Annotated in this window: 19 protein-coding genes and 1 tRNA gene; 12 read left to right on the top strand and 8 right to left on the bottom strand. The window is 62.9% G+C overall.

What is annotated here, in order from left to right:
• The first annotated feature begins 106 nt into the window (after nt 1-106).
• The 4 genes from NKH17_RS01415 (at nt 107) to NKH17_RS01400 (ending at nt 4,212) form a co-directional block, all read left to right on the top strand.
• A complete protein-coding gene (locus tag NKH17_RS01415) occupies nt 107-1,204 on the top strand; it encodes a polyamine ABC transporter substrate-binding protein (RefSeq protein WP_254819291.1) in 1,098 nt (365 codons plus the stop codon).
• Nucleotides 1,205-1,279: 75 nt separating this feature from the next.
• A complete protein-coding gene (locus NKH17_RS01410) occupies nt 1,280-2,419 on the top strand; it encodes an ABC transporter ATP-binding protein (RefSeq protein WP_352644202.1) in 1,140 nt (379 codons plus the stop codon).
• Between the two features lie 9 nt (nt 2,420-2,428).
• Nucleotides 2,429-3,397 carry an ABC transporter permease subunit gene (locus NKH17_RS01405; protein WP_352644201.1) on the top strand — a complete coding sequence of 323 codons (969 nt, stop codon included), beginning with the start codon at nt 2,429-2,431 and terminating at the stop codon, nt 3,395-3,397.
• Nucleotides 3,394-4,212, top strand: coding sequence for an ABC transporter permease (locus NKH17_RS01400; protein WP_352644199.1), 819 nt, complete (start codon nt 3,394-3,396; stop codon nt 4,210-4,212). Before NKH17_RS01405 ends, NKH17_RS01400 begins: the two co-directional genes overlap by 4 nt.
• 12 nt (nt 4,213-4,224) lie before the next feature.
• On the opposite strand, the gene NKH17_RS01395 is transcribed toward NKH17_RS01400, so the two are convergent.
• Complete coding sequence (locus NKH17_RS01395) at nt 4,225-6,075, bottom strand: AsmA family protein (protein WP_352898046.1); 1,851 nt, start codon at nt 6,073-6,075, stop codon at nt 4,225-4,227.
• A 182-nt stretch (nt 6,076-6,257) separates the two neighbouring features.
• Here NKH17_RS01395 and NKH17_RS01390 point away from each other — a divergent pair, with 182 nt between their 5' ends.
• A complete protein-coding gene (locus NKH17_RS01390; RefSeq protein ID WP_352898044.1) occupies nt 6,258-8,216 on the top strand; it encodes an acetoacetate--CoA ligase in 1,959 nt (652 codons plus the stop codon).
• A 280-nt stretch (nt 8,217-8,496) separates the two neighbouring features.
• Here the strand turns inward: NKH17_RS01390 and NKH17_RS01385 are convergent, their stop codons facing one another.
• Nucleotides 8,497-12,243, bottom strand: a complete 3,747-nt coding sequence (locus tag NKH17_RS01385) for a PAS domain S-box protein (RefSeq protein WP_352898042.1) — start codon at nt 12,241-12,243, stop codon at nt 8,497-8,499.
• Between the two features lie 252 nt (nt 12,244-12,495).
• Here NKH17_RS01385 and NKH17_RS01380 point away from each other — a divergent pair, with 252 nt between their 5' ends.
• Nucleotides 12,496-12,954, top strand: coding sequence for a phasin (locus NKH17_RS01380; protein WP_254819298.1), 459 nt, complete (start codon nt 12,496-12,498; stop codon nt 12,952-12,954).
• Nucleotides 12,955-13,292: 338 nt separating this feature from the next.
• Nucleotides 13,293-13,369 (top strand) — tRNA-His (locus NKH17_RS01375).
• Between the two features lie 63 nt (nt 13,370-13,432).
• Here the strand turns inward: NKH17_RS01375 and NKH17_RS01370 are convergent.
• Nucleotides 13,433-14,341, bottom strand: a complete 909-nt coding sequence (locus NKH17_RS01370; protein WP_352804094.1) for a LysR family transcriptional regulator — start codon at nt 14,339-14,341, stop codon at nt 13,433-13,435.
• 31 nt (nt 14,342-14,372) lie between these two features.
• Between NKH17_RS01370 and NKH17_RS01365 the strand changes: the two genes are divergently transcribed.
• The 4 genes from NKH17_RS01365 (at nt 14,373) to NKH17_RS01350 (ending at nt 17,159) form a co-directional block, all read left to right on the top strand.
• The gene (locus NKH17_RS01365; protein WP_502910571.1) at nt 14,373-15,230 is read left to right on the top strand and encodes an SDR family NAD(P)-dependent oxidoreductase; all 858 of its coding nucleotides are present in this window, start codon (nt 14,373-14,375) and stop codon (nt 15,228-15,230) included.
• Nucleotides 15,231-15,321: 91 nt separating this feature from the next.
• A complete protein-coding gene (locus NKH17_RS01360; RefSeq protein WP_352804100.1) occupies nt 15,322-16,050 on the top strand; it encodes an SDR family oxidoreductase in 729 nt (242 codons plus the stop codon).
• The gene (locus NKH17_RS01355; protein ID WP_352804103.1) at nt 16,050-16,394 is read left to right on the top strand and encodes an Atu4866 domain-containing protein; all 345 of its coding nucleotides are present in this window, start codon (nt 16,050-16,052) and stop codon (nt 16,392-16,394) included. The genes NKH17_RS01360 and NKH17_RS01355 overlap by 1 nt, the downstream gene beginning before the upstream one ends.
• A gap of 510 nt (nt 16,395-16,904) precedes the next feature.
• On the top strand, nt 16,905-17,159 hold the full coding sequence (locus NKH17_RS01350; RefSeq protein WP_352898036.1) for a hypothetical protein: 255 nt from the start codon (nt 16,905-16,907) through the stop codon (nt 17,157-17,159).
• A gap of 60 nt (nt 17,160-17,219) precedes the next feature.
• Here NKH17_RS01350 and NKH17_RS01345 read toward each other — a convergent pair whose 3' ends face one another.
• From NKH17_RS01345 to NKH17_RS01335, 3 genes are all read right to left on the bottom strand, one after another.
• Nucleotides 17,220-18,347 (bottom strand): DmpA family aminopeptidase, encoded by a 1,128-nt coding sequence (locus tag NKH17_RS01345; protein ID WP_352898034.1) that lies wholly within the window; start codon nt 18,345-18,347, stop codon nt 17,220-17,222.
• 30 nt (nt 18,348-18,377) lie between these two features.
• Nucleotides 18,378-19,943, bottom strand: coding sequence for an exodeoxyribonuclease VII large subunit (gene xseA / locus NKH17_RS01340; protein WP_352969928.1), 1,566 nt, complete (start codon nt 19,941-19,943; stop codon nt 18,378-18,380).
• A 70-nt stretch (nt 19,944-20,013) separates the two neighbouring features.
• A complete protein-coding gene (locus NKH17_RS01335) occupies nt 20,014-20,970 on the bottom strand; it encodes a LysR substrate-binding domain-containing protein (RefSeq protein ID WP_023680469.1) in 957 nt (318 codons plus the stop codon).
• 178 nt (nt 20,971-21,148) lie between these two features.
• Here NKH17_RS01335 and NKH17_RS01330 point away from each other — a divergent pair, with 178 nt between their 5' ends.
• The gene (locus NKH17_RS01330) at nt 21,149-21,439 is read left to right on the top strand and encodes a DUF1127 domain-containing protein (RefSeq protein ID WP_352898029.1); all 291 of its coding nucleotides are present in this window, start codon (nt 21,149-21,151) and stop codon (nt 21,437-21,439) included.
• Nucleotides 21,440-21,614: 175 nt separating this feature from the next.
• Here NKH17_RS01330 and NKH17_RS01325 read toward each other — a convergent pair whose 3' ends face one another.
• Nucleotides 21,615-22,598, bottom strand: coding sequence for a DUF937 domain-containing protein (locus NKH17_RS01325; RefSeq protein WP_352898026.1), 984 nt, complete (start codon nt 22,596-22,598; stop codon nt 21,615-21,617).
• Nucleotides 22,599-22,700: 102 nt separating this feature from the next.
• Entirely contained in the window at nt 22,701-24,074 is a 1,374-nt protein-coding gene (locus NKH17_RS01320) for a glutamate--cysteine ligase (protein WP_352475833.1), read from the bottom strand.
• Between the last annotated feature and the right edge of the window lie 179 nt (nt 24,075-24,253).

Here is a 24,253-nt window from a genome sequence, read left to right as displayed (position 1 = left end):
ATTCGCGCTTGTCGCCTGCCTGCAAGCCCAATACCCTGAAGCAAATGCCCAGCCGCGCGGACGCCGCGACGAGCTGGCGACGGAACACTCAGCAAAGGAGAATAGCATGACCCGCAAAGCGCTCTGGCTTTCGGCGACTTCGGCGTTTCTGGCAGTTTTCACCTTGGGCGCGCATGCCGAGGATCGCGTCGTCAACGTGTTCAACTGGTCGGACTATATCGACAGTTCGATCATCGACGACTTCACCAAGGAAACCGGCATCAAGGTCGTCTACGACACTTTCGATTCCAACGAGATCCTGGAAACGAAGCTGCTCGCCGGCGGCAGCGGCTACGATGTCGTCGTGCCGAGCGGCAATTTCCTTGCACGTCAGATCCAGGCGGGTGTGTTCCAGAAGCTCGACAAGTCGAAACTGCCGAACATTTCCAATATGTGGGACACGGTCATGGAACGGACCGCCAAATATGATCCCGGCAACGAATATTCGATCAACTACATGTGGGGTACTGTCGGCATCGGCTACAACATCAAGAAGGTGCAGGCAGCGCTCGGCACCGACAAGATCGACAGCTGGGACGTGTTCTTCAATCCCGAAAGCCTGGCCAAATTGAAGGACTGCGGCGTCTATGTGCTGGATTCGCCGGCCGACATCATACCGGCGGCATTGAAATATCTGGGCCTCGACCCGAACAGCACATCGCCCGATGAGATCGCCAAGGCCGAAGAAACATTGCTGAAGGTCCGGCCCTATATCCGCAAGTTCCACTCGTCCGAATACATCAACGCTCTTGCCAATGGTGACATCTGCCTGGCGGTTGGCTGGTCGGGTGACGTCTTCCAGGCCCGCAACCGCGCCGACGAAGCCAAGCAGGGCGTCGAGATCGGCTACTCCGTGCCGAAGGAAGGTGCGCAGATGTGGTTCGACCAGATGGCGATCCCGGCCGACGCGCAGCATGTCGCCGAAGCGCATGAGTTCCTGAACTACATGATGAAGCCCGAAGTGATCGCCAAATCGTCGAACTATGTGCTCTACGCCAACGGCAACAAGGCTTCGCAGCAGTTCATCGACAAGGCGATCCTGGAAGATCCGGCGATCTATCCAGACGCCGCCACCTTGCAGAAGCTCTACACCGTCTCGCCTTACGATCCCAAGACCCAGCGCATCATCACCCGCACCTGGACCAAGATCGTCACTGGCCAATAACAATCTGAGCCAGGCCCCGGCAGCCGGCTGCCGGGGCCGCTTTCTCATGGGGCAAGCAGCAGGACGGAGTGGGACATGAAATCGCTTGGCAGTATCCGCAGGGATTTCGCGCCATGGAACGATCCGAACGCCAAGCCATACATCCAGTTCGACAACGTCACCAAGAAATTCGGTGAGTTCACGGCGGTCAACAACCTGTCGCTGACCATCTTCGAACGCGAATTCTTTGCCTTGCTCGGCGCCTCAGGCTGCGGGAAATCGACGCTGCTCAGGATGCTTGCCGGCTTCGAGGAGCCGACCGCCGGCCGCATCCTGCTCGATGGCCAGGATCTGCGCGGCATTCCGCCCTACCGGCGGCCGGTCAACATGATGTTCCAGTCCTACGCCTTGTTTCCGCATATGACGGTCGAGAACAACATCGCGTTCGGCCTCAAGCAGGAAGGTATGGTCAAGGCCGATATCGAAAAGCGCGTCGCCGAGATGCTGAAGCTGGTCAAGCTCGAGCAGTTCGCCAAGCGCAAACCGCACCAATTGTCGGGCGGCCAGCGCCAGCGCGTCGCGCTCGCGCGCTCGGTGGCAAAGCGCCCGAAAGTCTTGCTGCTCGACGAGCCGCTTGGCGCGCTGGACAAGAAGCTGCGCGAGGAAACCCAGTTTGAGCTGATGGACCTGCAGCAGAATCTCGGCCTCACCTTCGTCGTCGTCACCCATGACCAGGAAGAGGCGATGACGATGGCCGACCGCATCGCCATCATCGACAAGGGCGAAGTGATGCAGGTGGCGACACCGGCCGAGGTCTACGAAGCGCCGGGCTCGCGCTTCGTCGCCGGCTTCGTCGGCAACGTGAATATGTTCGACGGGAGGATCGCGGCTGGCGAGGCCGGCAGCGCAAGCATCGATGCCGGCAACGGCATCACCATCCGAACCGAAAACGCCGGCAGTGCCGCCGCCGGGACATCCGTCACCTTCGCCATCAGGCCGGAGAAGATCAAGGTGTCCTCGACGAAACCCGCCGGTGCCGTCAATGCCATCCAGGGCGAGGTCTACGATATCGCCTATCTCGGTGACATGACCGTCTATCACGTCAGGCTGGATGATGGTCAGGTGGTGCGGGCAAGCACCATGAACGCGGCACGCCTCACCGAGGATCCGCTGAGCTGGAACGACCGCGCCTGGATTTCCTTCCGCCCTGACGCCGGCGTCGTGCTGACACGGTAGGGATTGATCATGTCCGCTGTCACTGCCGCAACAAGCTCTCCGGCAAATGCTGCCGGCAAATCCGCCCCGGCCAGGCTGAGCGCGGCTTTCGTCAACCGTCTCGTCATTATCGTCCCCTATCTCTGGCTGCTGTTCTTCTTTCTCGTCCCCTTCATCATCGTCTTCAAGATTTCGCTGTCGCAGACGGCGATCGCCATGCCGCCCTATACTCCGGTGCTCGATTTCCGCGGCGGCATTTCGGGGTTCATCTCGGGGGTTGGCGCGCTCAATTTCGACAACTACACGTGGCTGACGCAGGATGCGCTTTACTTCAACGCCTATGTGACGAGCGTCGTCGTCGCCGCCATCTCGACAGTCCTGACATTGCTTGTCGGCTATCCCATTGCCTATGGCATGGCGCGCGCTCCGGCGACGATCCGCCCGACCTTGCTGATGCTGGTGATCCTGCCGTTCTGGACCTCGTTCCTGATCCGTGTCTATGCCTGGATCGGCATCCTCAAGCCCGAGGGCCTGCTCAACCAGCTGCTGCTCGCCAGCGGCATCATCAGCCAGCCGCTGATCATCCTCAACACCTATACGGCTATCTTCATCGGTATCGTCTACTCCTATCTGCCGTTCATGGTGCTGCCGCTCTATTCGTCGTTGGAGAAGATGGACCATACGCTGATCGAGGCGGCGAAGGATCTCGGGTGCCCGCCGACCAGCGCCTTCTGGAAGATCACCTTTCCGTTGTCGCTGCCCGGCGTCATCGCCGGCTGCCTCCTGGTGTTCATTCCCGCCGTCGGTGAGTTCGTCATTCCCGACCTGCTCGGCGGCTCGCAGACGCTGATGATCGGCAGGACGCTGTGGAACGAGTTCTTCGCCAACCGTGACTGGCCCGTGTCGTCCGCCGTTGCCGTCATCCTGCTGCTGCTGCTGATCGTGCCGATCATGATTTTCCAGCGGGCCCAGGCGCGTGCTCAGGAGCAGGACCAATGAACGCCACCTGGAGCCGCTTCAACGTCATTTCGATCCTGCTCGGCTTTGCCTTTCTTTACCTGCCGATCGTCCTGCTCGTCGTGTTCTCTTTCAACGAGTCGAAGCTGGTCACCGTCTGGGGCGGCTTCTCGACGAAATGGTACGTCTCGCTGTTCCACAACCGGGGCCTGATGGACGCCACCTGGGTGACGGCCCGGGTCGGCGTTATCTCGGCAACCGTGGCGACCGTGCTCGGCACGCTGGCGGCGCTCACCTTGACACGCTACACGCGCTTTCGCGGCCGGCTTCTGTTTTCGGGCATGGTGTTTGCGCCGCTGGTCATGCCCGAAGTCATCACCGGCCTGTCGCTGCTGCTGCTCTTCGTCGCCGTCGGCCTCGACCGCGGCTTTCTGACGGTGACGCTTGCCCACACCACGCTGACCATGTGCTTCGTCGCGGTGGTGGTGCAGTCGCGCCTGATCACCTTCGATCGTTCACTGGAAGAAGCCGCGATGGACCTCGGTGCACCGCCGGTAAGGACCTTCTTTCAGATCACGCTGCCGGTCATCATGCCGGCGATCGTCTCCGGCTGGATGCTGGCCTTCACGCTCTCGCTCGACGACCTGGTTATTGCCAGCTTCACCTCAGGTCCCGGCGCCACGACACTGCCAATGAAGATCTACAGCCAAGTTCGCCTCGGCGTGACGCCGGAAATCAACGCCGCCTGTACCATCCTGATCGCCGTTGTCGCCGTCGGTGTGATCATCGCTTCGCTTGTCAACAAGAGCCGCGAAGTGCAGCGCCAGCGCGACGAGCAGGCCGCGCAGCGCGGTTAAAGCTGCTGCTGCTTACTCTCCTGAAACGCCGCGGCTTACCGGCGAGATGAACGGCGTGCTCCACGTGCCGCCGACGAAGAACGACGACTGATTGGGTCCCTGGCCGTTCGTCTGCGTGGCAGCCTGGCTCGGCCGGACGATGCCGCCGGACAGTGCTAGCCCGCGTCCGGCATAGGATGCAATGCCGGAAAGCCAGATCTTGTATTGCGCGGAATTCACCTCGGCCTTGTCGATGCGCGCCACGCCGTTCGAAATGCTCGCCTTGAGCTCGGCCCCGTCGATCGGCAGCGTTCCGTCCGAGACGTCGTCCAGCGCGAAGAATCCGCCCTGTTCGGTGTGCTTGAGGAACGCCGGCAGATTAAGCCGGCTCAGCGCGCCCGCGCCGAACGTCGCGGACAGCGAGCCATTGGCGTTTTCGAAAATGGAGTCCCAGGTTCTGCCAGGCCCCTTGAGGATGACCGAAACGGTTCCAGTGCCGATCGGCACCAGCCGTGTCATCCCGGCCGCGGTGCCGAAAGCGCCGCCGTCGATATCGGAAGCAAGCAGCCGGATCTCGACTTCGGTGCCGGCGGGCTTGCGGTCGAAACGGACGCTGCTCTGGACGTTGCCGCCAAAGGCGGATGCATCCGAGATGTCGAAGACGGCAAGGCCGTTCTTGACCTGGGCGGTGGCGGCAACGTCGGCAAGCTGGATGGCGCCGGCCGTGGCATGCGCCGCCGACAGCCTGAGATCGAGATTGATCCGGTCGGCGAAGCTCGTATCGATTTCGCCCGGATCGGTGCCGCCGGCCGATGGCACCGGGGCAAAGGCGGAAAGAAATGATCTGAGGTCGAGCGTATCGAAGGCAAGTGTGCCGGAGATCACCGGCAATGCCTCGCCGTAGGTGAAGTCCAGCGCGCCCATTCCGGGGTTGTTGTCGAGGGTCAGGGCGGTGTTTTCGAATTTGACGCGCCCGGCCGTCGCCGTGATCTTGCTTGAAACCGAGAGCGAGCCGATTGCCGCACCGGGCGCGATGCCGGCCTGCGACCATTCGAGCACGCGTCGGAGCGAAGGTGCGGCGAATTTTGCCTGGCCGTCGAAATAGCCGTTTTCCGACATGCTGGCGCGGCCGTCGAACGAAAAACTGGCCGGCGCCGCCTTGAAGGAAAACGTGACCGGTGCTGTGCCGCCACCAAACAACACAAGCGGGTTCGGCGATGCGGCGTCGATGGCAACACTTTCGCCGCGCCATATCCCGGTCGCCGATAGCGTCGCATTGCTGTTCATCGCGGCCCAGTTCGCCTGGCCGCTCAGGCTGCTCAATATCTCCTGGTCCTTGCCGCCGATGGCAGCCACCACGCGGCCGTCCCTGAACTCGACTGTGCCGAACGGATCTGTTGGCAGCTTGCCGAGATCCGGCTTGGCGGGATTTGTGTTGATCACCGCGCGGGCAGCATCGATCGAACGCGTAATGCGCCCGCCGCTGGGAATCGCAGGCAGGAAAAACCCGGTCGCGGTACGCTGAACCCGGATCGTCGGTCGTACCAGCCGCGCCGTCGAAAACACCACGTCGCCACGCAGCGCCGCCATCGCCGAAAGGTCGACCTCGACCCGTTCGGCTTCGACCACGGGCGGCGCATCCGTCTCTGTCCATTGCGACAGCGTCACGTCGCTCAGGATCGCCCGGAAATTCGGCCAGACCTCGATGCGCGGCGCGCCGTCGATGGTGACCCGGAAACCGCTCCAGGCGCTCATTTCCCATGCGATGCGGTCGCGCACGATGCGGGTCGAGGCGATCAACGGCAAGGCTGCGACGACCAGCGCGATGACGATGACGGCTGCGCCGATCGCCCATATTCCGCGTCGGATCAAAGGTGATGGCATATCGCCCTGTATGCTTCCATTCCGACAAAACCGCCGACGGGTGTAACCGACGGCTGACGCATTTCAAGTCTTTATGGCCCGGCGATGGCATTTGCGCACACCCTGACCGGCGCGGTCCAACAAAATCTTGCTCTGCTGCATCGCGATATTGCATAAGCGATGCAGCCTGCGGAGGAACAATGATGGCTGACGACGCACCGCTCTGGATCCCGACGCAAGAGCAGATCGACGCGGCGCCGATGACCGCCTTCATGAACGCCGCGGCGAGCATGGCCGGCGAGTCTTTCTCCTCCTATGCCGACCTGCATCGCTGGTCGATCGATGACCGCGAGACCTTCTGGAGCTTGGTCTGGGACTTTTGTGGCATCGTCGGCGACAAGGGCGAACGCGTGCTGATCGATGGCGACAAGATGCCCGGCGCGACCTTCTTCCTTGATGCGAAGCTGAACTTCGCCGAGAATCTCCTCAAGAAAACCGGGCTTGGCGACGCAATCGTTTTTCGCGGCGAGGACAAGGTCGAACGGCGGCTGTCCTGGAACGAGCTGCATGCGCTGACCTCGCGCCTGCAGCAGCTTTTCCTGTCGCTCAAGGTGAAGAAGGGCGACCGCATCGCCGCGATGATGCCCAACATGCCGGAGACCGTTGCTGCGATGCTGGCAGCCGCCTCGATCGGCGCCGTCTGGTCGTCCTGCTCCCCAGATTTTGGTGAGCAGGGCGTTCTCGACCGGTTCGGCCAGATCGAGCCGGTCATATTCATCGCGCCGGACGGCTACTGGTACAATGGCAAGGCGATCGAAGTCGCCGACAAGGTCGCGGCCGTGGCGGGCAAGCTCGCCACCGTCCGCAAGATCCTCATTGTCGACTATCTCGGCACCTCGCTCGACGTCGCCGCGACCATCGGCAAGGCGGCCGCGCTGGAAGAGGCGCTGTCACCCTTTGCCGCCAGGTCTGTCAGCTACGAGAGGCTGCCGTTTTCGCATCCACTGTACATCCTGTTTTCGTCCGGCACGACCGGCATCCCCAAATGCATTGTCCATTCGGCCGGCGGAACGCTGATCCAACACGTCAAGGAAGAACGGCTGCATGCCGGCCTGCTCGACGGCGACCGCTTCTTCTACTTCACCACCTGCGGCTGGATGATGTGGAACTGGCTGGTGTCGGGCCTGGCGTCGGGCGCCACCTTGCTGCTCTACGACGGCTCACCCTTCTACCCGGACGGCAATACGCTGTTCGACTTCGCCGATGCCGAGAAGATGACGTATTTCGGCACCTCGGCCAAATTCATAGATTCCGTGCGCAAGGCCGGCCTCAAGCCGATCCGCACGCATGATCTTTCCAGCGTGCGCACCATCTCCTCGACCGGCTCGCCGCTATCGCCGGAAGATTTCCGCTTCGTCTACGAAGGCATCAAGAAGGACGTGCATCTGGCTTCGATTTCCGGCGGCACCGATATCGTCTCCTGCTTCGTGCTCGGCGTGCCGATCGAACCGGTATGGACCGGCGAGATCCAGGGGCCTGGGCTCGGTCTTGCCGTCGATGTCTGGGACGATGACGGCCGGCCGCTCCGCCAGGAGAAGGGCGAGCTCGTCTGCACCAAGGCCTTTCCCGCGATGCCGCTCGGCTTCTGGAACGACCCTGACGGAAGGAAATACCGAGCCGCCTATTTCGAACGTTTCGACAATGTCTGGTGCCACGGCGATTTCGCCGAATGGACCGCCCATGGCGGCCTGATCATCCATGGCCGTTCCGACGCCACGCTCAATCCGGGCGGTGTCAGGATCGGCACGGCGGAGATCTACAATCAGGTCGAGCAAATGCCGGAAATCCTCGAAGCACTATGCATCGGCCAGGATTTCGACAATGATGTTCGCGTCGTGCTGTTCGTGCGGCTGGCGGCAGGCGTCGAGCTCGATGCCGAGCTGGAAAAACGCATCCGCGCGAAAATCCGCATCGGGGCGAGCCCGCGCCACGTGCCGGCCAAGATCGTCGCCGTCAGCGATATTCCGCGCACCAAATCGGGCAAGATCACCGAGCTCGCGGTACGCGACATGGTGCATGGCCGCGCCATCAAGAACAAGGAAGCGCTCGCCAATCCCGAAGCGCTCGAGCTGTTCCGCAACCTGCCGCAGCTTGCCGACTGAGCCGGGCCCAAGGTGGGAGCTGTTTTGAGGTCTCCGGTATCGTTAACGAAATATTTCTTCGGAATTTACCTAGATTTCATGAGTGGTACACATTGGTAAATTTTCCGGCGTGCCGGTAAGGATTTGTTAAGGCCCGGCATCGATAGTCGTGCGTAACTTGAGGGAGAAATCCCGTTCCTCTTAGCCCCGAGAGGATCTGATTCGCTCAAGCCCCGTTGTGACAGCAATCCTATCATTCAAGGCGTCCTGTTGGACGCCTTTTTTCTTTGCGCAACTATAGCTAACCGGCGAGCACACGGGTCGACGGAAAGGCTACTTCGACCAGGGTTCCCTCGCCGGGCGTCGAGTTGATGGTGAACCGGGCCCGGTTCGCTTCGACCATCGCCTTGGTCAGCGGCAGCCCAAGACCGGTGCCGTCGCCGCGGCCGCGCTTCAGCGCATTGATCTGCTTGAACGGCTTCAGCGCCTGCTCGATCTCGGACGGGCTCATGCCGATGCCGGTATCGCGCACGCGCATGACGACATCGCCGGAGAGCTCGTAGGCCGTCGACACGATCACCTGGCCGCCGGCCTGCGTGTAGCGGACGGCGTTCGACAGGATGTTGAGCGCGATCTGCCGAACGCTGCGCAGATCGGCCACCACTTCCGGCAGCCGCGAGGCGAAGCTGGAGCGGATGATGACGCGTTCCCGGTTGGCTTGCGGCTGCATCATCGCCACGGTTTCCGCCAGCGTGTCGTTAAGCGACACCGCCTCATAGGCCATCTCCTGCTGGCCGGCCTCGATTTTCGAAATATCGAGCAGGTCGTTGACCAGATCGAGCACGTGGTTGCCCGAACGGTTGATGTCGCGCAGATAGTCGCGATAGCGGTCATTGGCCACCGGTCCGAATTTCTCGTCGACCATCAGCTCGGAAAAGCCGATGATGGCGTTGAGCGGCGTGCGGATCTCGTGGCTGATGCGGGCCAGAAAATCGGTCTTCTGCGACGAGGCGCGTTCGGCGACCGCGCGCGCCTCGGTCAAGTCCTCTTCGGCCCGCTTCCACTGGGTGATATCGCGCACCACCGCGCAGAAGCCGCTGTCGTTGGGCAGCCTGCCGATGGTCATGAACAGCGGAATGAAACGCCCCTGCGCCTCGCGCCCGATCACCTCGCGGCCATCGTTCATCACGCTTGCAACGCCGGGCTCCGACAACCCCTCGAGATAGTCACGCGCCGCGCGCTGGCTTTCGATCGCAAACAGCGAGACGAACGGCTTGCCGGTCACCTCGTCGCTGTCGAAGCCGAACAGCGCTTCCGCCGGACGGCTAATTGAACGGATCGTTCCGTTACGGCCGATCAGCACGACGCCGTCGGTGGCGGTGTCGATGATGGTGCGCATTTCGGCAATGCGCGCCTTGAGCTCGGAAACATCCGGCTGCGTTTGGTCGTCGGCAGCGCCATGCGGAATGGCTGCTGCTTCGTCGTCGCCGGAACGGCGTACGACCAGCATCAGTGCCTTGCCGTTCCCCCACGGGACGGAACGCAAAATTGCGTCGATCGGAAACTCCTGACCGTCGCGCGTCTTCAGCCGTAATGCGCGGTCGCCGCCCTCCGAACTGCCGTCGTCGGCATAAGGGTCGGCAAACAGCGCGCCGAGCCCGCCCGCCTCGTCCAGGGCGTTGAGCGTCGCATAGCCTGTCAAGCCGAGGAATTCGTCGTTCGCGTAGTGCAGTTGATCGCCGGAATGGATAAGCACCGGCACTGGCAGCTTGCCGAGGATCGATGTATCCGGCCCCTTGTTGTCCGCTCCGGCAAACGCCGACGGCACGAAGCCGTCGAGTTTGAGCGGTGGTGCCTGCGGCCGCTCGACGGGCGGCACCTGGCCGGCAGCGTCGGCTGCGCTGTCCTCGGACCAATCCTCGCTGTCCTCGGCGTCACGGAAATCTTCGGCCGTCATGCTATCGTTGTCGCCATCCCGCGGCGCTTCGGCGACGATCGTTCGACGGTCCGTGCTGGGCTCGTCGCCTTCCTGCGCTTCATCGCCGGGTTCGCGGTCGGCATAGTCGAGCAGCGATCCGGAAACAGGGCGAGTGACGGGTTCGCCGGCTTGCGCCTCTGCTACCGCCTCATCCGGCTGCTCGCTGTCGAGCCGGGCGAGGTCCTTCTGGTCCTCGGCATCGGCCTCGGGTGGTTCGGCGGCAGCCGCCTCGCTTTCCGGACCTGGTTCCGGCATCTCACCCTTGTCCGTCGGGCCGGCTCCTTTCAGCTTTGGCTCGTCGGCATTGCCGGCTGCCTCGACTTTCTCAACCGGCTTCTGCTTTCCGGCGCTGGGCTGTTCTTCGGCCGGGGTGCTGTCCTTCTTGAGACGCTCGCCAATCTCGCGAAACGCGCTGCGTTCCAGCGTCGACAGGCCCTTGTCGTTGGCCGGCTGCCGGTGCTCGGCCAGCCGGATCACCTTGTCGGCAAAGCGCCGCTCCGGCTTTGGCACGATGGTCAACGCCGGCACTTCGCCCCTGAACGGATCGGCGGGTTTCGGTGTCGCCGGGGCAGGTTCGACGGCTTCCGGCCCAACGCTCGCGGCGGGCTTCTCCTCGGCGACAAGGGCCATGCCGACGGCATCCGGATCGACCACCGCATCGCCGCTCCTGGCGACGCCAAAACCGCGAAAACCTTCGAAAACCCGGCTGCGGCTGTAAACCGGGAGCGCCGCCAGATCGACGGGTATCTTCAGATCGGTGCCGGCGACCGGCCACAGCACGGAGCGGCCGGACCAGGTGTCGCGCCGTTCGAGCAGGCCGGCAATCTCGCCAGAAGCATCGAGGCGATAGGCGGCCGAAACATCCTCGAAGCGGCGCCCGATCACGTCGGCGGCAGGCTTGCCGACGAGCTCGGCAAATTCCGGCGACAGGGCGCTGAACCGGCCCTCCGCGTCGGTACGCCAGACGAAACGCATGGGTGCGGCGGTGCGATCGATCGCGGAAGCGCGGCGTTCGGCCGGGGAGGCGGCTTTGGTGGCTTTTGCGGCGCTTTCCGGCGAAGTATCCGCGCCGGCCTGCGAAGCGTCCGGGCTGGTCTCGGCTTTACCGGACGCAGCCGCCCCGGGCGGGACCTGCGCGTCGTCGCCGGCATTGAAGTACCAATGGTCATGCTGGGTCGGCGTTTCGCCAACCGTGTGTTGATTGTCAGCCGCGTCGACAGCTTCGTGCTCCGCCGATGCTGAGGTGCCTTCCATCGCTGCAAGGTCGATCTCCGCCGCGCCCATCCTGGCGATTGGCGGCTCGTTGTCTTGGCCCGTCGGCTGGGGAAGATCGCCACCGCTCGGTGCCGTTGCTGCTTCGCTGCCGGTTTCCCCCCCGGCGCGCTCGCCATCAGGGGCCTCGCCGTCGAGCCGGTCCTCGTCGATCACCACCAGCAGGTGCCGCTCGTCCGTCAGCCGGGCAAGGCCCGCCGGATAGGAGCTGGATCCGCCCGGGACCAGGCGCTTGACGATGCGGTCGCTCTCGTTCGCCACGTCGGCGACAAGCGCGGCCAGCGTCTCAGGCCGGATGCCGAGTGCCGAAAAGCCGTCCGATGCGGCGTCGATATTGCCCTTGGCGTCGACAAAGGCGATGTAGTGGCCGTCTTCCGTAAAACCACCGATGGCGCGATCGGCGATCTCGGCCGCGCTGCGCGAGCCGGTCTGCGCCGCCGGCAGCGCCAGCATGATTGCTTCCTCGCCATCGGGCATGGTCACTGCGCTGGCCAGGAAGCCGACCGCGCGGCTGGTCAGGCCGGTCGCCAGCCGGACCGTGATGGCACGGTCGCGGCCGATCTGCGGAAAACCGCTGGTTGCCATGATCTGGCGCCTGGCGATCAGCGGCAAACCTGCCGAGGCGCCGATGATCGCGCCGATGTCGGGATAGCCGAATACCGCTGCGCCGGGGCCGTTGGCCCAGATCACCTGCTCGAGATCGGCCGACAGAATAGCGATCGCGTCGCCTGCGGCGAAGCGCAGGCGGACCGGGTCGAGCACGGCGACATCGAGGAAGGAGTAGTTTTCAGCCGGCATGCGTTTGGCGACCCTCACAGAGCGGGCAATTTGCGGTTAACGCTTTGTTAATAAAAGCCGACGGCGCGAAGGTCCACAAGTCATAGCGTGCAACCAATGGAATCTCTAGGCGCGTGGTTAACGCCACGAATAAATAATATATGGTGCGATGCAACAAACATGTTGCAATGCACAAAAATTGCCTTTATATTGCCATGATACATGAACGAGACGGCTTTTCGTCAAAGCCGCTGCCGCTGAAAAGGATGGAAAATGTCCAGGACCAAGACCGCTGAAACGATCGAAAACGTTGAATTCCCGAGCTTCGACGCTTCCAAGGCCACCGACCAGATCCGCGCTTTCGCCGAAAAGGGCGTCGAGCAGTCGAAAGAGGCCTATGCCAAGCTGAAGACCGGCGCCGAGGAGACCCAGAAGGCTCTGGAGTCGACCTACGAAACCGCTAAGTCCGTTTCCAGCGACCTGTCGCTCAAGACCATCGCCGCCCTGCGCGCCAATGCCGAAGCCGGCTTCTCGCATTTCGAAGCGCTCATCGGCGCCAAGTCGCTGTCGGAAGTCGTCGAGTTGCAGACCGCTTTCCTGCGCAAGCGCGTCGAAATGACCGTCGAGCAGGCCAAGGACTTCCAGGCGGTTGCTGCCAAGGCGGCCGAGGACGTATCCAAGCCGATCAAGACCGCCTTCGAGAAGGCCGTGAAAGAAATCAAGATCGCCTAATATTTGCACACAGTTTGACGATGCATCAAAAGGTCGCATTTCGTCAGACAAATAGATGTGCGATATGGTCGTTCAAACGAATACCCGGCGGGTGGAACCTCCTCCCTCTGCTCACCGGGGTAACCAGCCAGCACCTCCTCCCGCTGGCTCGTAACAGGAAAAGGCCGGCACCTCCTCCCGCCGGCCTTTTCTTTGTCCGGCGGAAAATGACGCGATGCCGGAGCGAGCTTTTGCCTTGCCAAAAGCCTTGAATTAAACTCCGATAGCCCGTATGGACGCATCGCCGAACGACAGAGCGGGTCCCGAACGTTTCATCTCGATCCCGCTCTGGCAAACGTGCCGTTGTAGCTCAGATGGTTAGAGCGCCGGATTGTGGATCCGGAGGTCGCTGGTTCGATCCCAGCCAACGGTACCATCACCTTTCAGCCACACTTCTGACCGGCAAAATAATGCTAAAGCGGTCTTATGACCGGTTGCCTCACCCACGGTCCCGCGCCTGACGCGTGCCGCGCAGGTGGTCCACGAGGGCTCTCAGCTTCGGCGCGACATTCCGTCGGCTGGGGAAATAGAGATAGAAACCAGCAAACGGCGGGAAATAGCCGTCGAGGATTGGTACAAGCTCGCCGCGGTCGATCCAGGGGCGGAATGTATCCGCCATGCCGAACGTGATCCCGGCGCCTGCAACGGCCAGCCGGATCATCAGCCACATGTCGTTGGTCGTGATCTCGGGCGCAACCGCCACGTCGAATTCGCGCCCGTCCTCGCCAAACTCCCACCGATAGGGCGAAACTCCCGGCGCCGGCCGCCAGCCAATACAGCGATGAGCCACAAGCTCGCGCGGATGGGCGGGTGCTCCGAACTTTTCGAGATAGCGCGGGGCGCAGACGGCCATCTGCCGCTGATCGCCCGATACCGGCACGGCAATCATGTCCTGCTCAATCACCTCGCCGAGCCTGACCCCGGCATCATAGCCTTCGGCAACGATGTCGAATTCCTCGTCGGTGACCACAATATCCAGATGCACCTCGGGAAACCTTTCTGCAAAGGACGCCAGCAACGGTCCTGACAGAAAGGCCTCTGCGATAGACGAAACCGCGATCCGCAGGCGGCCGCGCGGGCGGTCCAGAAACTCCGTAGTGGCTTCGACTGCCGCGTTCACGTCGGCGATCGCCGGTGCGACGCTCGCCAACAGGCGCTCGCCCGCTTCGGTCAGGTTGACGCTGCGTGTCGTGCGCTGCAGCAATGCGATCCCCAGACGCTGTTCAAGCCTGAGGATGCTTTGGCTGACCGCCGAGCGCGTCACGCCCAACCGGTCCGCCGCAGCGCGAAAATTGCGTTCCTCGGCCACCGTGACGAAGACGGCAATTGCATTGAGATCGATGTCCATTGGTTAGCGACACTTATCTTAGAGGTTAACAATGGGCGGCTTATCGCGACAATGCCCTGGCTCTATCTCTGTCGCAACGGCAAGAAGGCTTGATCCTCCCGATCCAAGCCGAAGCCGACCGACAAGGAGATATCCCATGACATCACTCCCTTCCTCCTGGGACCTCGATGGAAAAGTCGCCCTCGTGACCGGCGCGGCACGCGGCATCGGTCGCTGCACGGCGGAGCTGCTGCGTGCGCGGGGTGCCCGGATCGTGGCAAGCGATCTCAGCGACACCGTACGCGAATTGGAAGCCGCGGCCGTGCCAACCCTGGGCGGCGACGGCGCCGACGAGGATCTGGCCCGACGCTCGGTCGAGCTCGCGGCGAAGCGCTTCGGACGCCTTGACATCGTCGTGAACAATGCCGGTCGCACGCTCAACAAACGTCTGACGGAGACCTCGGTCGACGACTACGACCGCATTCTGCAGATCAACGCGCGCGGCAGCTTCGTCACCGGACGTGCCGCTGTGGAACTGATGGCCGCCGGTGGTGGCGGCGCGATCGTCAATGTCTCATCGATCTCGGCCGTCGCGGCCTTCGAGACGCAGGCGGCCTATGCCTCCTCCAAGGCGGCTGTCGCACAGCTGACCAAGGTAATCGCGATCGAATATGGGCGTATGGGCATTCGCTGTAACGCCGTTGCCCCTGGCGTGATCGAAACCGACATCATGGAAGGTGTGGTGGAGAATGGCCGGGAGATGCTGCGCAGCTTCGGCAACGCGCATCCAATCGGCCGGATCGGCCAGCCGCAAGAAGTTGCCGAGGCCATCGCCTTTCTTGCCTCGCCGGCATCCAGCTTCATCACCGGGGCGTTGCTTCTGGTCGATGGCGGCTACACCGCCCAGTGATCCCCTATAAAGCCGGCGCGCCGCGGGAGCTCATCCGCACGCCATCCCTTCACATCGTGAAATAATCACAAAACCAAAAGGATCATCTACGATGACCATGAACAAAGTTGTTCTGATCACCGGTGCCTCCAGCGGCATCGGTGCTGGCATCGCCCGCGAACTTGGCGCGGCAGGTGCAAAGCTGATGCTCGGCGCGCGGCGCACCGACCGCCTTGAAGCGCTTGCGGCAGAAATCGAGGCGGCTGGTGGAACGGTTCGGGTGCGAGCGCTCGACGTCACCAAGAGGGCGGACGTCGCGGCATTCGCCGATGCCGCGCGGGCCGAATGGGGCCAGGTCGATGTCATCGTCAACAATGCGGGCGTCATGCCGCTGTCGGCCATGGCAGCCATGAAGGTCGACGAGTGGGAGCTGATGGTGGACGTCAACGTCAAGGGTGTTCTGTACGGCATCGCGGCGGTGCTCCCTGAGATGACGGCACGTGGCTCCGGGCATATCATCAATATCGGTTCCATTGGCGCACTGGCCGTCTCGCCGATGGCTGCCGTCTATTGCGCAACGAAATACGCTGTCCGCGCGATTTCCGATGGGCTCCGCCAGGAGAGTGACGATATCCGGGTAACCTGCATTCATCCCGGTGTGGTGGAAAGCGAGCTGGCGAACACGATCTCCGACGAAGCCGCTGCCGCCGCCATGAAAACCTGGCGCGCTATTGCCCTGCAACCCGATGCCATCGCCAGGGCAGTGCGCTACGCAATCGAACAGCCCGACGATGTCGACGTCAACGAGATCGTCGTGCGTCCGACGAAGGCGGCGCATTGATGCGATCCACTTTGACCGCAGTGCTTACGGGCATTGCCCTTGCTGTAACTCCAGCCGGCCTGACCCTTCCTTCAACTCCAATCCTTGCGGGGGAACCAATGACGCAGCAAGATCATCCTTACGTCGGACTGTGGGTCACCGGGGATCGCCATATCAGGCACGAACTCCTGCCGAACGGCCGTTATGACGAAGCGCGCGGTGACCGCGAGAGCGCCTATCAGGGACGCTACGAAGTGCGGGGCAACCACATAGAATACTGGGACGATACGGGCTTCACCGCGGATGGTGAGTTCGTCGAAGGCGTCCTCCATCATGCCGGCATGATCCTTTACCGCCAGCGATAGAGAGCCACCCTGAGACAAGCACTTCAGGGTTCCACAAGACGCCACTGCATGCCTTGCATGAGGCGCTCGGCAGCTTGCACTGCAAGGCCGGTCACACCACATCTCTCCCAGCAAGCGCGGCGGAAAGAAGCAGGACCGGGAGCGGAGTCGACATTGCAAATGGTTGTCACTATATAGCGGCGGCTTTGACGGCTCGCCTTTTACGTCGTGCCAGCGAGAGCGCGGTAAATGTGCTAGCTATTGTGACATCTATTGTGATCTAAAACGGCTTGAAAACCGAAAAAAAGCAAATAGAAACAATAGCGCGGGTCGAACGAGTTTCCTCGAGAGAATCAGTCCTCAAGAACTAGAACGTGCTCCTTGAACCCTCCATTCCCTTCGGCTCTGTGGACCTCGGACAAGTTCGGCTTGCCGGGCGAAGCCGACTCGGCTCGAATGGCAGCACGCATCTTTTCGAAGATGCCGACGTTTATGATTACCAATCGGCATAGCCGCTAGGGAAACAGCAGTATGAGTGAACACGCAATCGAGTTCTTGCGCGGGTGGATTGGCGAAAAAGTCCACTGCCAGCCCTCGCCAGCCAGAATCGAGAAGCAGGCCGAGACCCTCGCCAGGGAATGCGCGGCCAAGGCTGCCGAAGCCGGCATACCCCTGGAGGATATTCAGGAAGAGGTCGGTGACATTCAGGAGCTCATTGCTTCGAGGCTCGAAGAGGCGGCCGAGGCCGAGCAGGACGAGCAGAATTCCAATAAGCCTGCCGGCTGACGGACGCCTCCGGCAAAACCTGCCGGGCGAACATTGCCTGTCTGATGCAGTTGCGCGGTCTCATCGCCGCGCAGCTTTGCCAAATCTCTCCTCGAGCCATGTTTTCGGCAACGCCGGCACGAAATTGCCGTCGCGCCCGCTCATGTCTTCGTTGGCGATCAAAGCATTGAGGATTGCTTCCTCCACGCTCTGAATGACGGCGTCGAAGAACGGGTTGATGTCGGCATCCGGTATGTAACCGGCGCTGGCCAATTTGCCGGCCGCGCCGCGCGCCGCATCGGCATTGGCCGTGCTGAACGCAAGAAAAATATCGCCGGACGAATTGTATCCATAGCCGCCGGTCAGCGCGACCCCGAGGGGCACGCGTTTCGCCAGCCGTTTCAACTGGTGCGGCATGAATGGCGCATCGGTGGCGACGATCGCGATGATCGAGCTCTTTTCCGCTCGCGGCGTGTTGTCCCGGATCGCCGGTTCGGCGAGTTCCGCTCCGGCCCTGATGCCACGGATGACGAGGTTTCGCCTTGCACCGAAATTCGACTGGACGAAGCAGCCGATCGTGAAACGCTCTCCGTTCCAGTCGACGCTGCGCGAGGATGTGCCGGACCCTGCTTTGAAGCCGAAGGTGATCATGCCTGTGCCGCCGCCGACGCTGCCCTCGTCGATCGGCCCGCTTTCAGCCGTGTCGAGCGCGGAAAACACGTGCTCGAAGCTCAGATGATGGCCGTTGATATCGTTGAGAAAGCCATCATAAGTCTCGCCCGCCACCGGCAGCGCCCAGGCGCTGTCGAGCGCGTGCGGCAGCACCGTCTGCATCCAGCGCAACGTTGCGTCGCGGCTGACGCCGCAGGAATGCGTGTTGGTGATGGTGATGGGAAGATTGAACGCTCCGAGCTCCTCTATCAGATGCGAGCCGGTCAGCTCGCCATTGCCATTGGCGCTGAACACGCCGGCGAACACCGGGACGGCCAACTCGTCTCTGGGCCTTGGCAGGATCGCGGTCACGCCGGTGCGTACCGGACCCTTGCCGACAACGAGCGGCCCGTCCCCTGAGATCAGCGTCGTATAGCCGACCGTCACGCCGGGCACATCGGTGATCGCATTGAAGCGGCCTGGCGTGCCTTCGAATGGGATATCGAGGGCGCGTGCACGCAGTTTGCCCGAGGGCGTCGTAAGATGCGGATCGGTCATTTCTTCCTCAGAAAAGCGCCTTGGTCTTCCTCAGAAAAGCGAGCCTTGGCCGCCCGGCGCCTTGAGCTTGGCTGCCGACTTGGCAATCGCCTTCGGCCGCGCCGTGCCACTGATGGCGACTGCATCGGCGGTGCCGTCGGCGAACTCCAGCGAAAGCGCCATTCCCGACACGATCTCCGCCGAACGCTTGACCACCGCGCCGTCCGCATCCTTGACCAGTGCGAAGCCTCGCGCCAGCACGGCCTTGTGCGACAGCGTCGCCAGCAATCGATCGGCCTGCGTCAGTTTTCCACGCAGACGGTCCAGCCGCCGCGAAATCGCCTGGTCCTGCCGCCGTGTCAGTGCCAGCAGGGCATCGCCTTGCAGTTTCTGCCGTCTGGCGATCGGCGCCGGTGACAGTCTGGCGGCCGTGCGCGAAAACCGTGCCCGACGCTCGCGCACGATGGCGAAGAACGCCGCTTGCGCTCGGGCGAGGTCGCGGCGGGTCAGTGTGCGGGCTTCGTTCATGCGCCGCGACAAGGTCGCCGGTGTCAGACGCTGGCCCAGAAGCCTGGCCCGCTTGCGCTCGACGCTGACCGACAGCGCCCTGCCGAGCCGGCTCGTCGCCTCGTCGAAGCGCCGCCGCGGCAGCGCCAGCAACTGGTCGGGCGACGGCAGCGCCCGGGCGGCTGCGCGCGCCGCCTGCCGCTTGCGTTCGAAATTGCGCGACAGTGCGGTCTTCAACCGCGCGCCAAGGCCGGCAAGCGTCGCTTCGAGATCAACTTTGACCGGTACGGCGATCTCGGCGGCGCCTGTCGGCGTCGGCGCCCGCACATCCGCTGCCAGATCGATCAGCGTCCAGTCGGTCTCGTGGCCGACCGCGGAAATCACGGGAATGCCCGAAGCGGCGACGGCGCGGGCGAGCGCTTCGTCGTTGAAGCCCCACAGATCCTCCAGGCTGCCGCCGCCGCGCGCCACGATCAACAGATCGGGCCGCGCGATGGCGCCGTCCCACGGCAGTGCGTTGAAGCCGTTGACGGCAGCGGTCACTTCCACACCAGCCGTCTCGCCCTGCACCCGCACCGGCCAGACGAGCACGTGCAGCGGAAACCGGTCCTTGATGCGGTGGATGATATCGCGGATGACGGCGCCTGTCGGAGAGGTGACGACGCCGATGACGCGCGGCATGAACGGCAGCCGCCGCTTGCGGGCCGCGTCGAACAGGCCTTCGGCCTGCAGCCGGCGCTTGCGCTCGTCCAGCAGCGCCATCAGCGCACCGGCACCGGCCGGCTCGAGATTGTCGATGACGATCTGGTAGTTGGATTTTCCGGGATAGGTGGTGAGCCTGCCGGTGGCGATCACCTCCATGCCTTCCTCGGGACGGAATTTCAGCCGGCTCATCGGGGTCTTCCACACCACGGCATCGAGCCGCGCGCGATCGTCTTTCAGGCAGAAATAGGCATGGCCGGAGGAATGCGGTCCGCGATAGCCGGAAATCTCGCCGCGCACCCGTACATTGCCAAAGACGTCCTCGACCGTGCGCTTCAGCGCGCCGGAAATCTCGCTCACCGTATACTCAGTGGCGTTGGTGCGTGATTCGGGTGCTGCGTCGCTCATCGGCCGATTGGGGAACGGTTGTTGGCCGCCGTCAAGGCGGCCGTGTTCGATGTCGGCCCCAATCGCGCGATCACCAGCCCGGCAGGATCTGGTTCGGCTTCGTCCGTTTCATCTTGGCGAAGGCGAGGGCGGCGAAATCGAACGTGCCGGTCTCCTCGCCGAGCGGCACGGAAATATTGTCGAGGCTTTCCGAAATGTGGCGCGCAAGCGCGTCGACGATCTCCGGCCGCGAGGTCTGGCCGCGCATGATGCCGATGCGGCAATCGGGCAGGGCGCCGAAACCGTCGGCCTCGCCCAGCACCCGCATGCCGGGCCGCAGCGCGCATTCCGGCAGCACCGAGATCGCCAGGCCGGAAAGCACCGCCGCAGCGATGACGGTGGCAGAGAAGCTGGTGAACAGGATGCGATAGTCGCGGCTCTGCTGGTCGAGCACGTCGGCGGCGGCCCGCCGCCAGATGCAGTTCGGCCGGCCGAAGGCCATCGGCAGGATCGGCTGCTCATGCGTCGCGTGGTTGGCCGAGGTAACCCACAGCAGCGGTTCGCGCCGCACCACTTCCGACTGGCCGCGCGCGTCATTGTGCGTCACCAGCGCCAGGTCGAGATTGCCGCGCTTGATGTGTTCGACCAGTCCCGGCGTCGGTTCGCAGATAACGGTCAGTTCGACATGCGGGTTGGAGCGGGCAAACCGCGCCATGATCTCTGGCAGGAAGCGATCGGCATAGTCATCCGGCGTGCCGATGCGGATGGTGCCTTCGAGCCGGCGGTCGTCGAAGGCGGCCAGTGTTTCCTTGTTGAGATAGAGCAGCCGCCTTGCGTAGGAGAGCAGTCTGTCGCCTTCCTCGGTCAGCCTGTTGGTGCGGCCGTCTTTTTCGAACAGCGGCTTGCCGATCCGTTCCTCCAGCCGCCGCATCTGCATCGACACCGCAGACTGGGTCCGATGCACCGCTTCCGCCGCGCGGGTAAAGCTGCCGGTGTCGACAATCGAGATGAAGGTCTGCAACTGATCGAGATCGAGCGGCGCTTTCATTGGCCTAATCCATCATTGATGCTGATGCTAAAGATTAGAAACATTCGTTGGATTAATCAATCGGGCCATGGCAAATTCCGATTGTCCACATGAACGCATGTGAATCGAAGCCGGAACGGCCGCTGTTGCCAGCGCCCGATCGATCGGTTTCGCCCGTTCGAATGTGAAGGAGACCGACATGGCTACGTTTGATTTCGCTACCGAGACCTCGCGCATCACCTCGCGTCCGGCCGTTGCGACGCGCGTGGCCAATGCCGCTGCCAATGTTTACCGCGCCTGGAAAAACCGCCGCGCCTTTTATCGCCTCGGCGAGATGTCGGATGCCGAGCTCGCCGACATCGGCCTGACCCGCGCCGACCTGCACGTCGCTGTCAGTGTACCCTTTGGCCGCGATCCGACAGAAAGGCTTCGCGTCATCGCGGTCGAGCGCGCCGAAACGATCGAGGATCTTGCCCGCAAGGTGGTGTGATCGCACAAATTTGCGATTTTGGTCGCATTGAACCTTTTGAGGCACGACGCCACCAAGTTACGCAGGCTCCCCACTCCCTGCCGGATCCCCCCGGCCAGCCTGCGCGCTGCCCGGTCCTCCCAGGACCGGGCTTTCTTTTTTGGGCGGCACTGATGATTGGTTGCCGGTGTCTGGTCTAGCGCCGGCCCATGCCCTGCTTGAACTGGTCGAAGATCGACTCCATGCCTTTCTGGTAGTCGTCGCGCTGCTGGGCGCCTGTCTCGAACATTTTGCCGAACAGGTCGTCGAACGGATTTCTCGGCCTGCCGCTCGGATTGGCCTGCGGCTGCGGCGCCTGGGGCTGCTGCGGCGCCTGACGCGGCTGAGACTGTTGTGCGCCACCGCCGAACATGTCCTGCAGCACCTTGCCGAGCGGATTGTCACCATAGGGGTTCTGTGTTTGCTGGGGCTGGTTCTGCGGCTGCTGCGGCTGTTGTGCACCGCCGCCGAACATGTCCTGCAGCACCTTGCCGAGCGGATTGTCACCATAAGGGTTCTGTGTCTGCTGCGGCTGGCTTTGGGGCTGCTGCCCGCCGCCGAACATGTCCTGCAGCACCTTGCCGAGCGGGTTATCCGTGGGGGCCGCAGGCTGAGGGGCCGGCGCCTGGCTGCCGCCGCCCGCCTGCCGCATCATCTGCTCGATGAGTTCGCCGAGCGGATTGCCGCCACTGCCTGCCGCATGCATTTGTCCGCCTAGCTGGTTGGTGGTCTGCTTGAACAGCCCGCCCATCATCATCGAGGCGATTGCCGGCAGCATCTGCTGCAGCACCTGCTGGCTGACGCCGCTCGCCTGCGCGGCCTGGCTGGCGACTGCGCGCGACAGGTCCTTCGAGCCGAACAAATGGCCGAGAATGCCGTTGCCTTCATCGAGGCCCTGCGGCGAGAAGGCCCGGCTTGCATCGTCGAAATATTTGGCGTGCTGACCGCTGGCCATCGCCGTCATGAAGGAGCCGAGCCCGTAAGGGTCCGCCGTGTTGCGCTTGAGCCCCTGCGAAAAGGCCGGCAGCAGCGCCGCGACCGCCGCCTGCGTCTGCTGCTGCGACAGCCCGAACTGCTGGGCCAGCGCCTGCATGCCGTTGCCGTTCTGGGCCTGTGCCAGAATATCGAACAAGGAAGGCATTGTTTTCTCCTCCGGGAAAATCCTCGTTGGAGAAGCCTAGTTCGTTTCCATCACTGATTGAAGCGAATTTGCCGGACCGTGGCTCATGCGGATTGCGAAGCGTTAATACGCGTATTCCATGAATACCGGCTCGATCGAGCCGCCCCAGCGTGTGTGGTAGGCGGAGAGCATCTCCTCGGCGCTGGTCGTGCCGCGCGCGACGACCTCGTCCAGCGTGTTGAGGAACGAGGTCTCGTCGTAGCCGTCGCGGTTCTTGCGGCCACGGTTCTTCAGTCCCATGCGCGAGATGACGAGCACGTCGCGGGCGATCTCGCGCAACGTCGTGTTGCGGAAGGGCGCCGAAATGCCATGTTGCGGCACCGCGTTGCGCATCGCCAGCACCTCGTCATAGCTCCAGCTCGAGGTCAGCGCCTCGGCCGCGTCGAGCGCCGCCGCGTCGTAGAGCAGCCCGACCCAGAAGGCCGGCAGCGCGCAGATGCGCCGCCACGGCCCGCCATCGGCGCCGCGCATTTCGAGAAAGCGCTTCAGCCGCACGTCCGGGAACAGCGTCGACAGATGGTTCGCCCAGTCGCCCATCGTCGGCAGCCCGTCCGGCAGTTCGTCACGGGCAGCCCCCGCCATGAACTGGCGGAAGGTGATGTGCGTCATGTCATGGTACTGGCCGTCGCGGATGACGAAATACATCGGCACGTCGAGCGCCCATTCGACATAATCGGCAAAGCCGAAATCGGGCGAGAAGCAGAATTCGAGCAGGCCGGAGCGCTGATTGTCGGTGTCGCGCCAGATCTCGCCGCGCCAGCTCTGCAAGCCGTTCGGCCGGCTTTCGGTGAAGGGCGAGTTGGCAAACAGCGCCGTCGACAGTGGCTGCAATTTCAGCGACACCTGCATCTTGCGGCGCATGTCGGCTTCGCTTTCGAAGTCGAGGTTCACTTGGATCGTGCAGGTCCGGTACATCATGTCGAGGCCCTTGGTGCCGACCTTGGGCATGTAGCGGGTCATGATCTCGTAGCGCGATTTCGGCATTTTCGGCGTCTCGGCCAGCGACCATTTCGGGCTGCCGCCAAGGCCGAGAAAACGAATGCCCATCGGTTCGGCGATCTCGCGCACCTGCGCCAGATGCGCATTGCCTTCGCGGCAGGTCTGGTGGATCGTCTCCAGCGGCGCGCCGGACAGCTCGAACTGGCCGCCTGGCTCCAGCGAGATCGCGCCCTGACCGGTCGGCTCGACCAGTCCGATGATGCGGCCGGCATCCATGATCGGGTCCCAGCCGAGTTTGTCCTGCATGCCTTCGAGGATTGCGCGGATGCCGCGCTCGCCGCCATAGGGCACCGGGGCATTGCCGTCGACATAGAACGGGAATTTCTCGTGCTCGGTGCCGATGCGCCATTTGTCGCGCGGCTTGTTGCCTTCGGCCAGGTGCTCGACGAGTTCGTCGACGCCTTCGATCGGCCGGAAATCGGTGGTATCGCGCGCCATAATAGCCCTCCGCACATGACCCCGAAAACCGGCTTCGATTTTCTGAAGGGATCAGGTGCCCAATCAAATGCTACAGCGTCCTTTGCGCGTCCGAAAGGACACGCGGCCACTGCCGGCGCTAGATGGACGAAATGTCAGTAGCCGATCAAGCGAAAAATCCTGAGCCAGAGGGTAACGGG

Origin of the sequence: Mesorhizobium sp. M1334, from assembly GCF_040317995.1 — a bacterium.
Taxonomy (GTDB): Bacteria; Pseudomonadota; Alphaproteobacteria; order Rhizobiales; family Rhizobiaceae; genus Mesorhizobium.
Note: the sequence above shows the minus strand (reverse complement) of the source record. Positions and strands in the feature narration are given on the sequence as shown.

Excerpts from the sequence above, each read along its gene's own strand:
- NKH17_RS01415 (WP_254819291.1), top strand. The coding sequence starts at position 107 with ATGACCCGCAAAGCGCTCTGGCTTTCGGCGACTTCGGCGTTTCTGGCA.
- NKH17_RS01410 (WP_352644202.1), top strand. The coding sequence starts at position 1,280 with ATGAAATCGCTTGGCAGTATCCGCAGGGATTTCGCGCCATGGAACGAT.
- NKH17_RS01405 (WP_352644201.1), top strand. The coding sequence starts at position 2,429 with ATGTCCGCTGTCACTGCCGCAACAAGCTCTCCGGCAAATGCTGCCGGC.
- NKH17_RS01400 (WP_352644199.1), top strand. The coding sequence starts at position 3,394 with ATGAACGCCACCTGGAGCCGCTTCAACGTCATTTCGATCCTGCTCGGC.
- NKH17_RS01395 (WP_352898046.1), bottom strand. The coding sequence starts at position 6,075 with ATGCCATCACCTTTGATCCGACGCGGAATATGGGCGATCGGCGCAGCC.
- NKH17_RS01390 (WP_352898044.1), top strand. The coding sequence starts at position 6,258 with ATGGCTGACGACGCACCGCTCTGGATCCCGACGCAAGAGCAGATCGAC.
- NKH17_RS01385 (WP_352898042.1), bottom strand. The coding sequence starts at position 12,243 with ATGCCGGCTGAAAACTACTCCTTCCTCGATGTCGCCGTGCTCGACCCG.
- NKH17_RS01380 (WP_254819298.1), top strand. The coding sequence starts at position 12,496 with ATGTCCAGGACCAAGACCGCTGAAACGATCGAAAACGTTGAATTCCCG.
- NKH17_RS01370 (WP_352804094.1), bottom strand. The coding sequence starts at position 14,341 with ATGGACATCGATCTCAATGCAATTGCCGTCTTCGTCACGGTGGCCGAG.
- NKH17_RS01365 (WP_502910571.1), top strand. The coding sequence starts at position 14,373 with ATGGGCGGCTTATCGCGACAATGCCCTGGCTCTATCTCTGTCGCAACG.
- NKH17_RS01360 (WP_352804100.1), top strand. The coding sequence starts at position 15,322 with ATGACCATGAACAAAGTTGTTCTGATCACCGGTGCCTCCAGCGGCATC.
- NKH17_RS01355 (WP_352804103.1), top strand. The coding sequence starts at position 16,050 with ATGCGATCCACTTTGACCGCAGTGCTTACGGGCATTGCCCTTGCTGTA.
- NKH17_RS01350 (WP_352898036.1), top strand. The coding sequence starts at position 16,905 with ATGAGTGAACACGCAATCGAGTTCTTGCGCGGGTGGATTGGCGAAAAA.
- NKH17_RS01345 (WP_352898034.1), bottom strand. The coding sequence starts at position 18,347 with ATGACCGATCCGCATCTTACGACGCCCTCGGGCAAACTGCGTGCACGC.
- xseA (WP_352969928.1), bottom strand. The coding sequence starts at position 19,943 with ATGAGCGACGCAGCACCCGAATCACGCACCAACGCCACTGAGTATACG.
- NKH17_RS01335 (WP_023680469.1), bottom strand. The coding sequence starts at position 20,970 with ATGAAAGCGCCGCTCGATCTCGATCAGTTGCAGACCTTCATCTCGATT.
- NKH17_RS01330 (WP_352898029.1), top strand. The coding sequence starts at position 21,149 with ATGGCTACGTTTGATTTCGCTACCGAGACCTCGCGCATCACCTCGCGT.
- NKH17_RS01325 (WP_352898026.1), bottom strand. The coding sequence starts at position 22,598 with ATGCCTTCCTTGTTCGATATTCTGGCACAGGCCCAGAACGGCAACGGC.
- NKH17_RS01320 (WP_352475833.1), bottom strand. The coding sequence starts at position 24,074 with ATGGCGCGCGATACCACCGATTTCCGGCCGATCGAAGGCGTCGACGAA.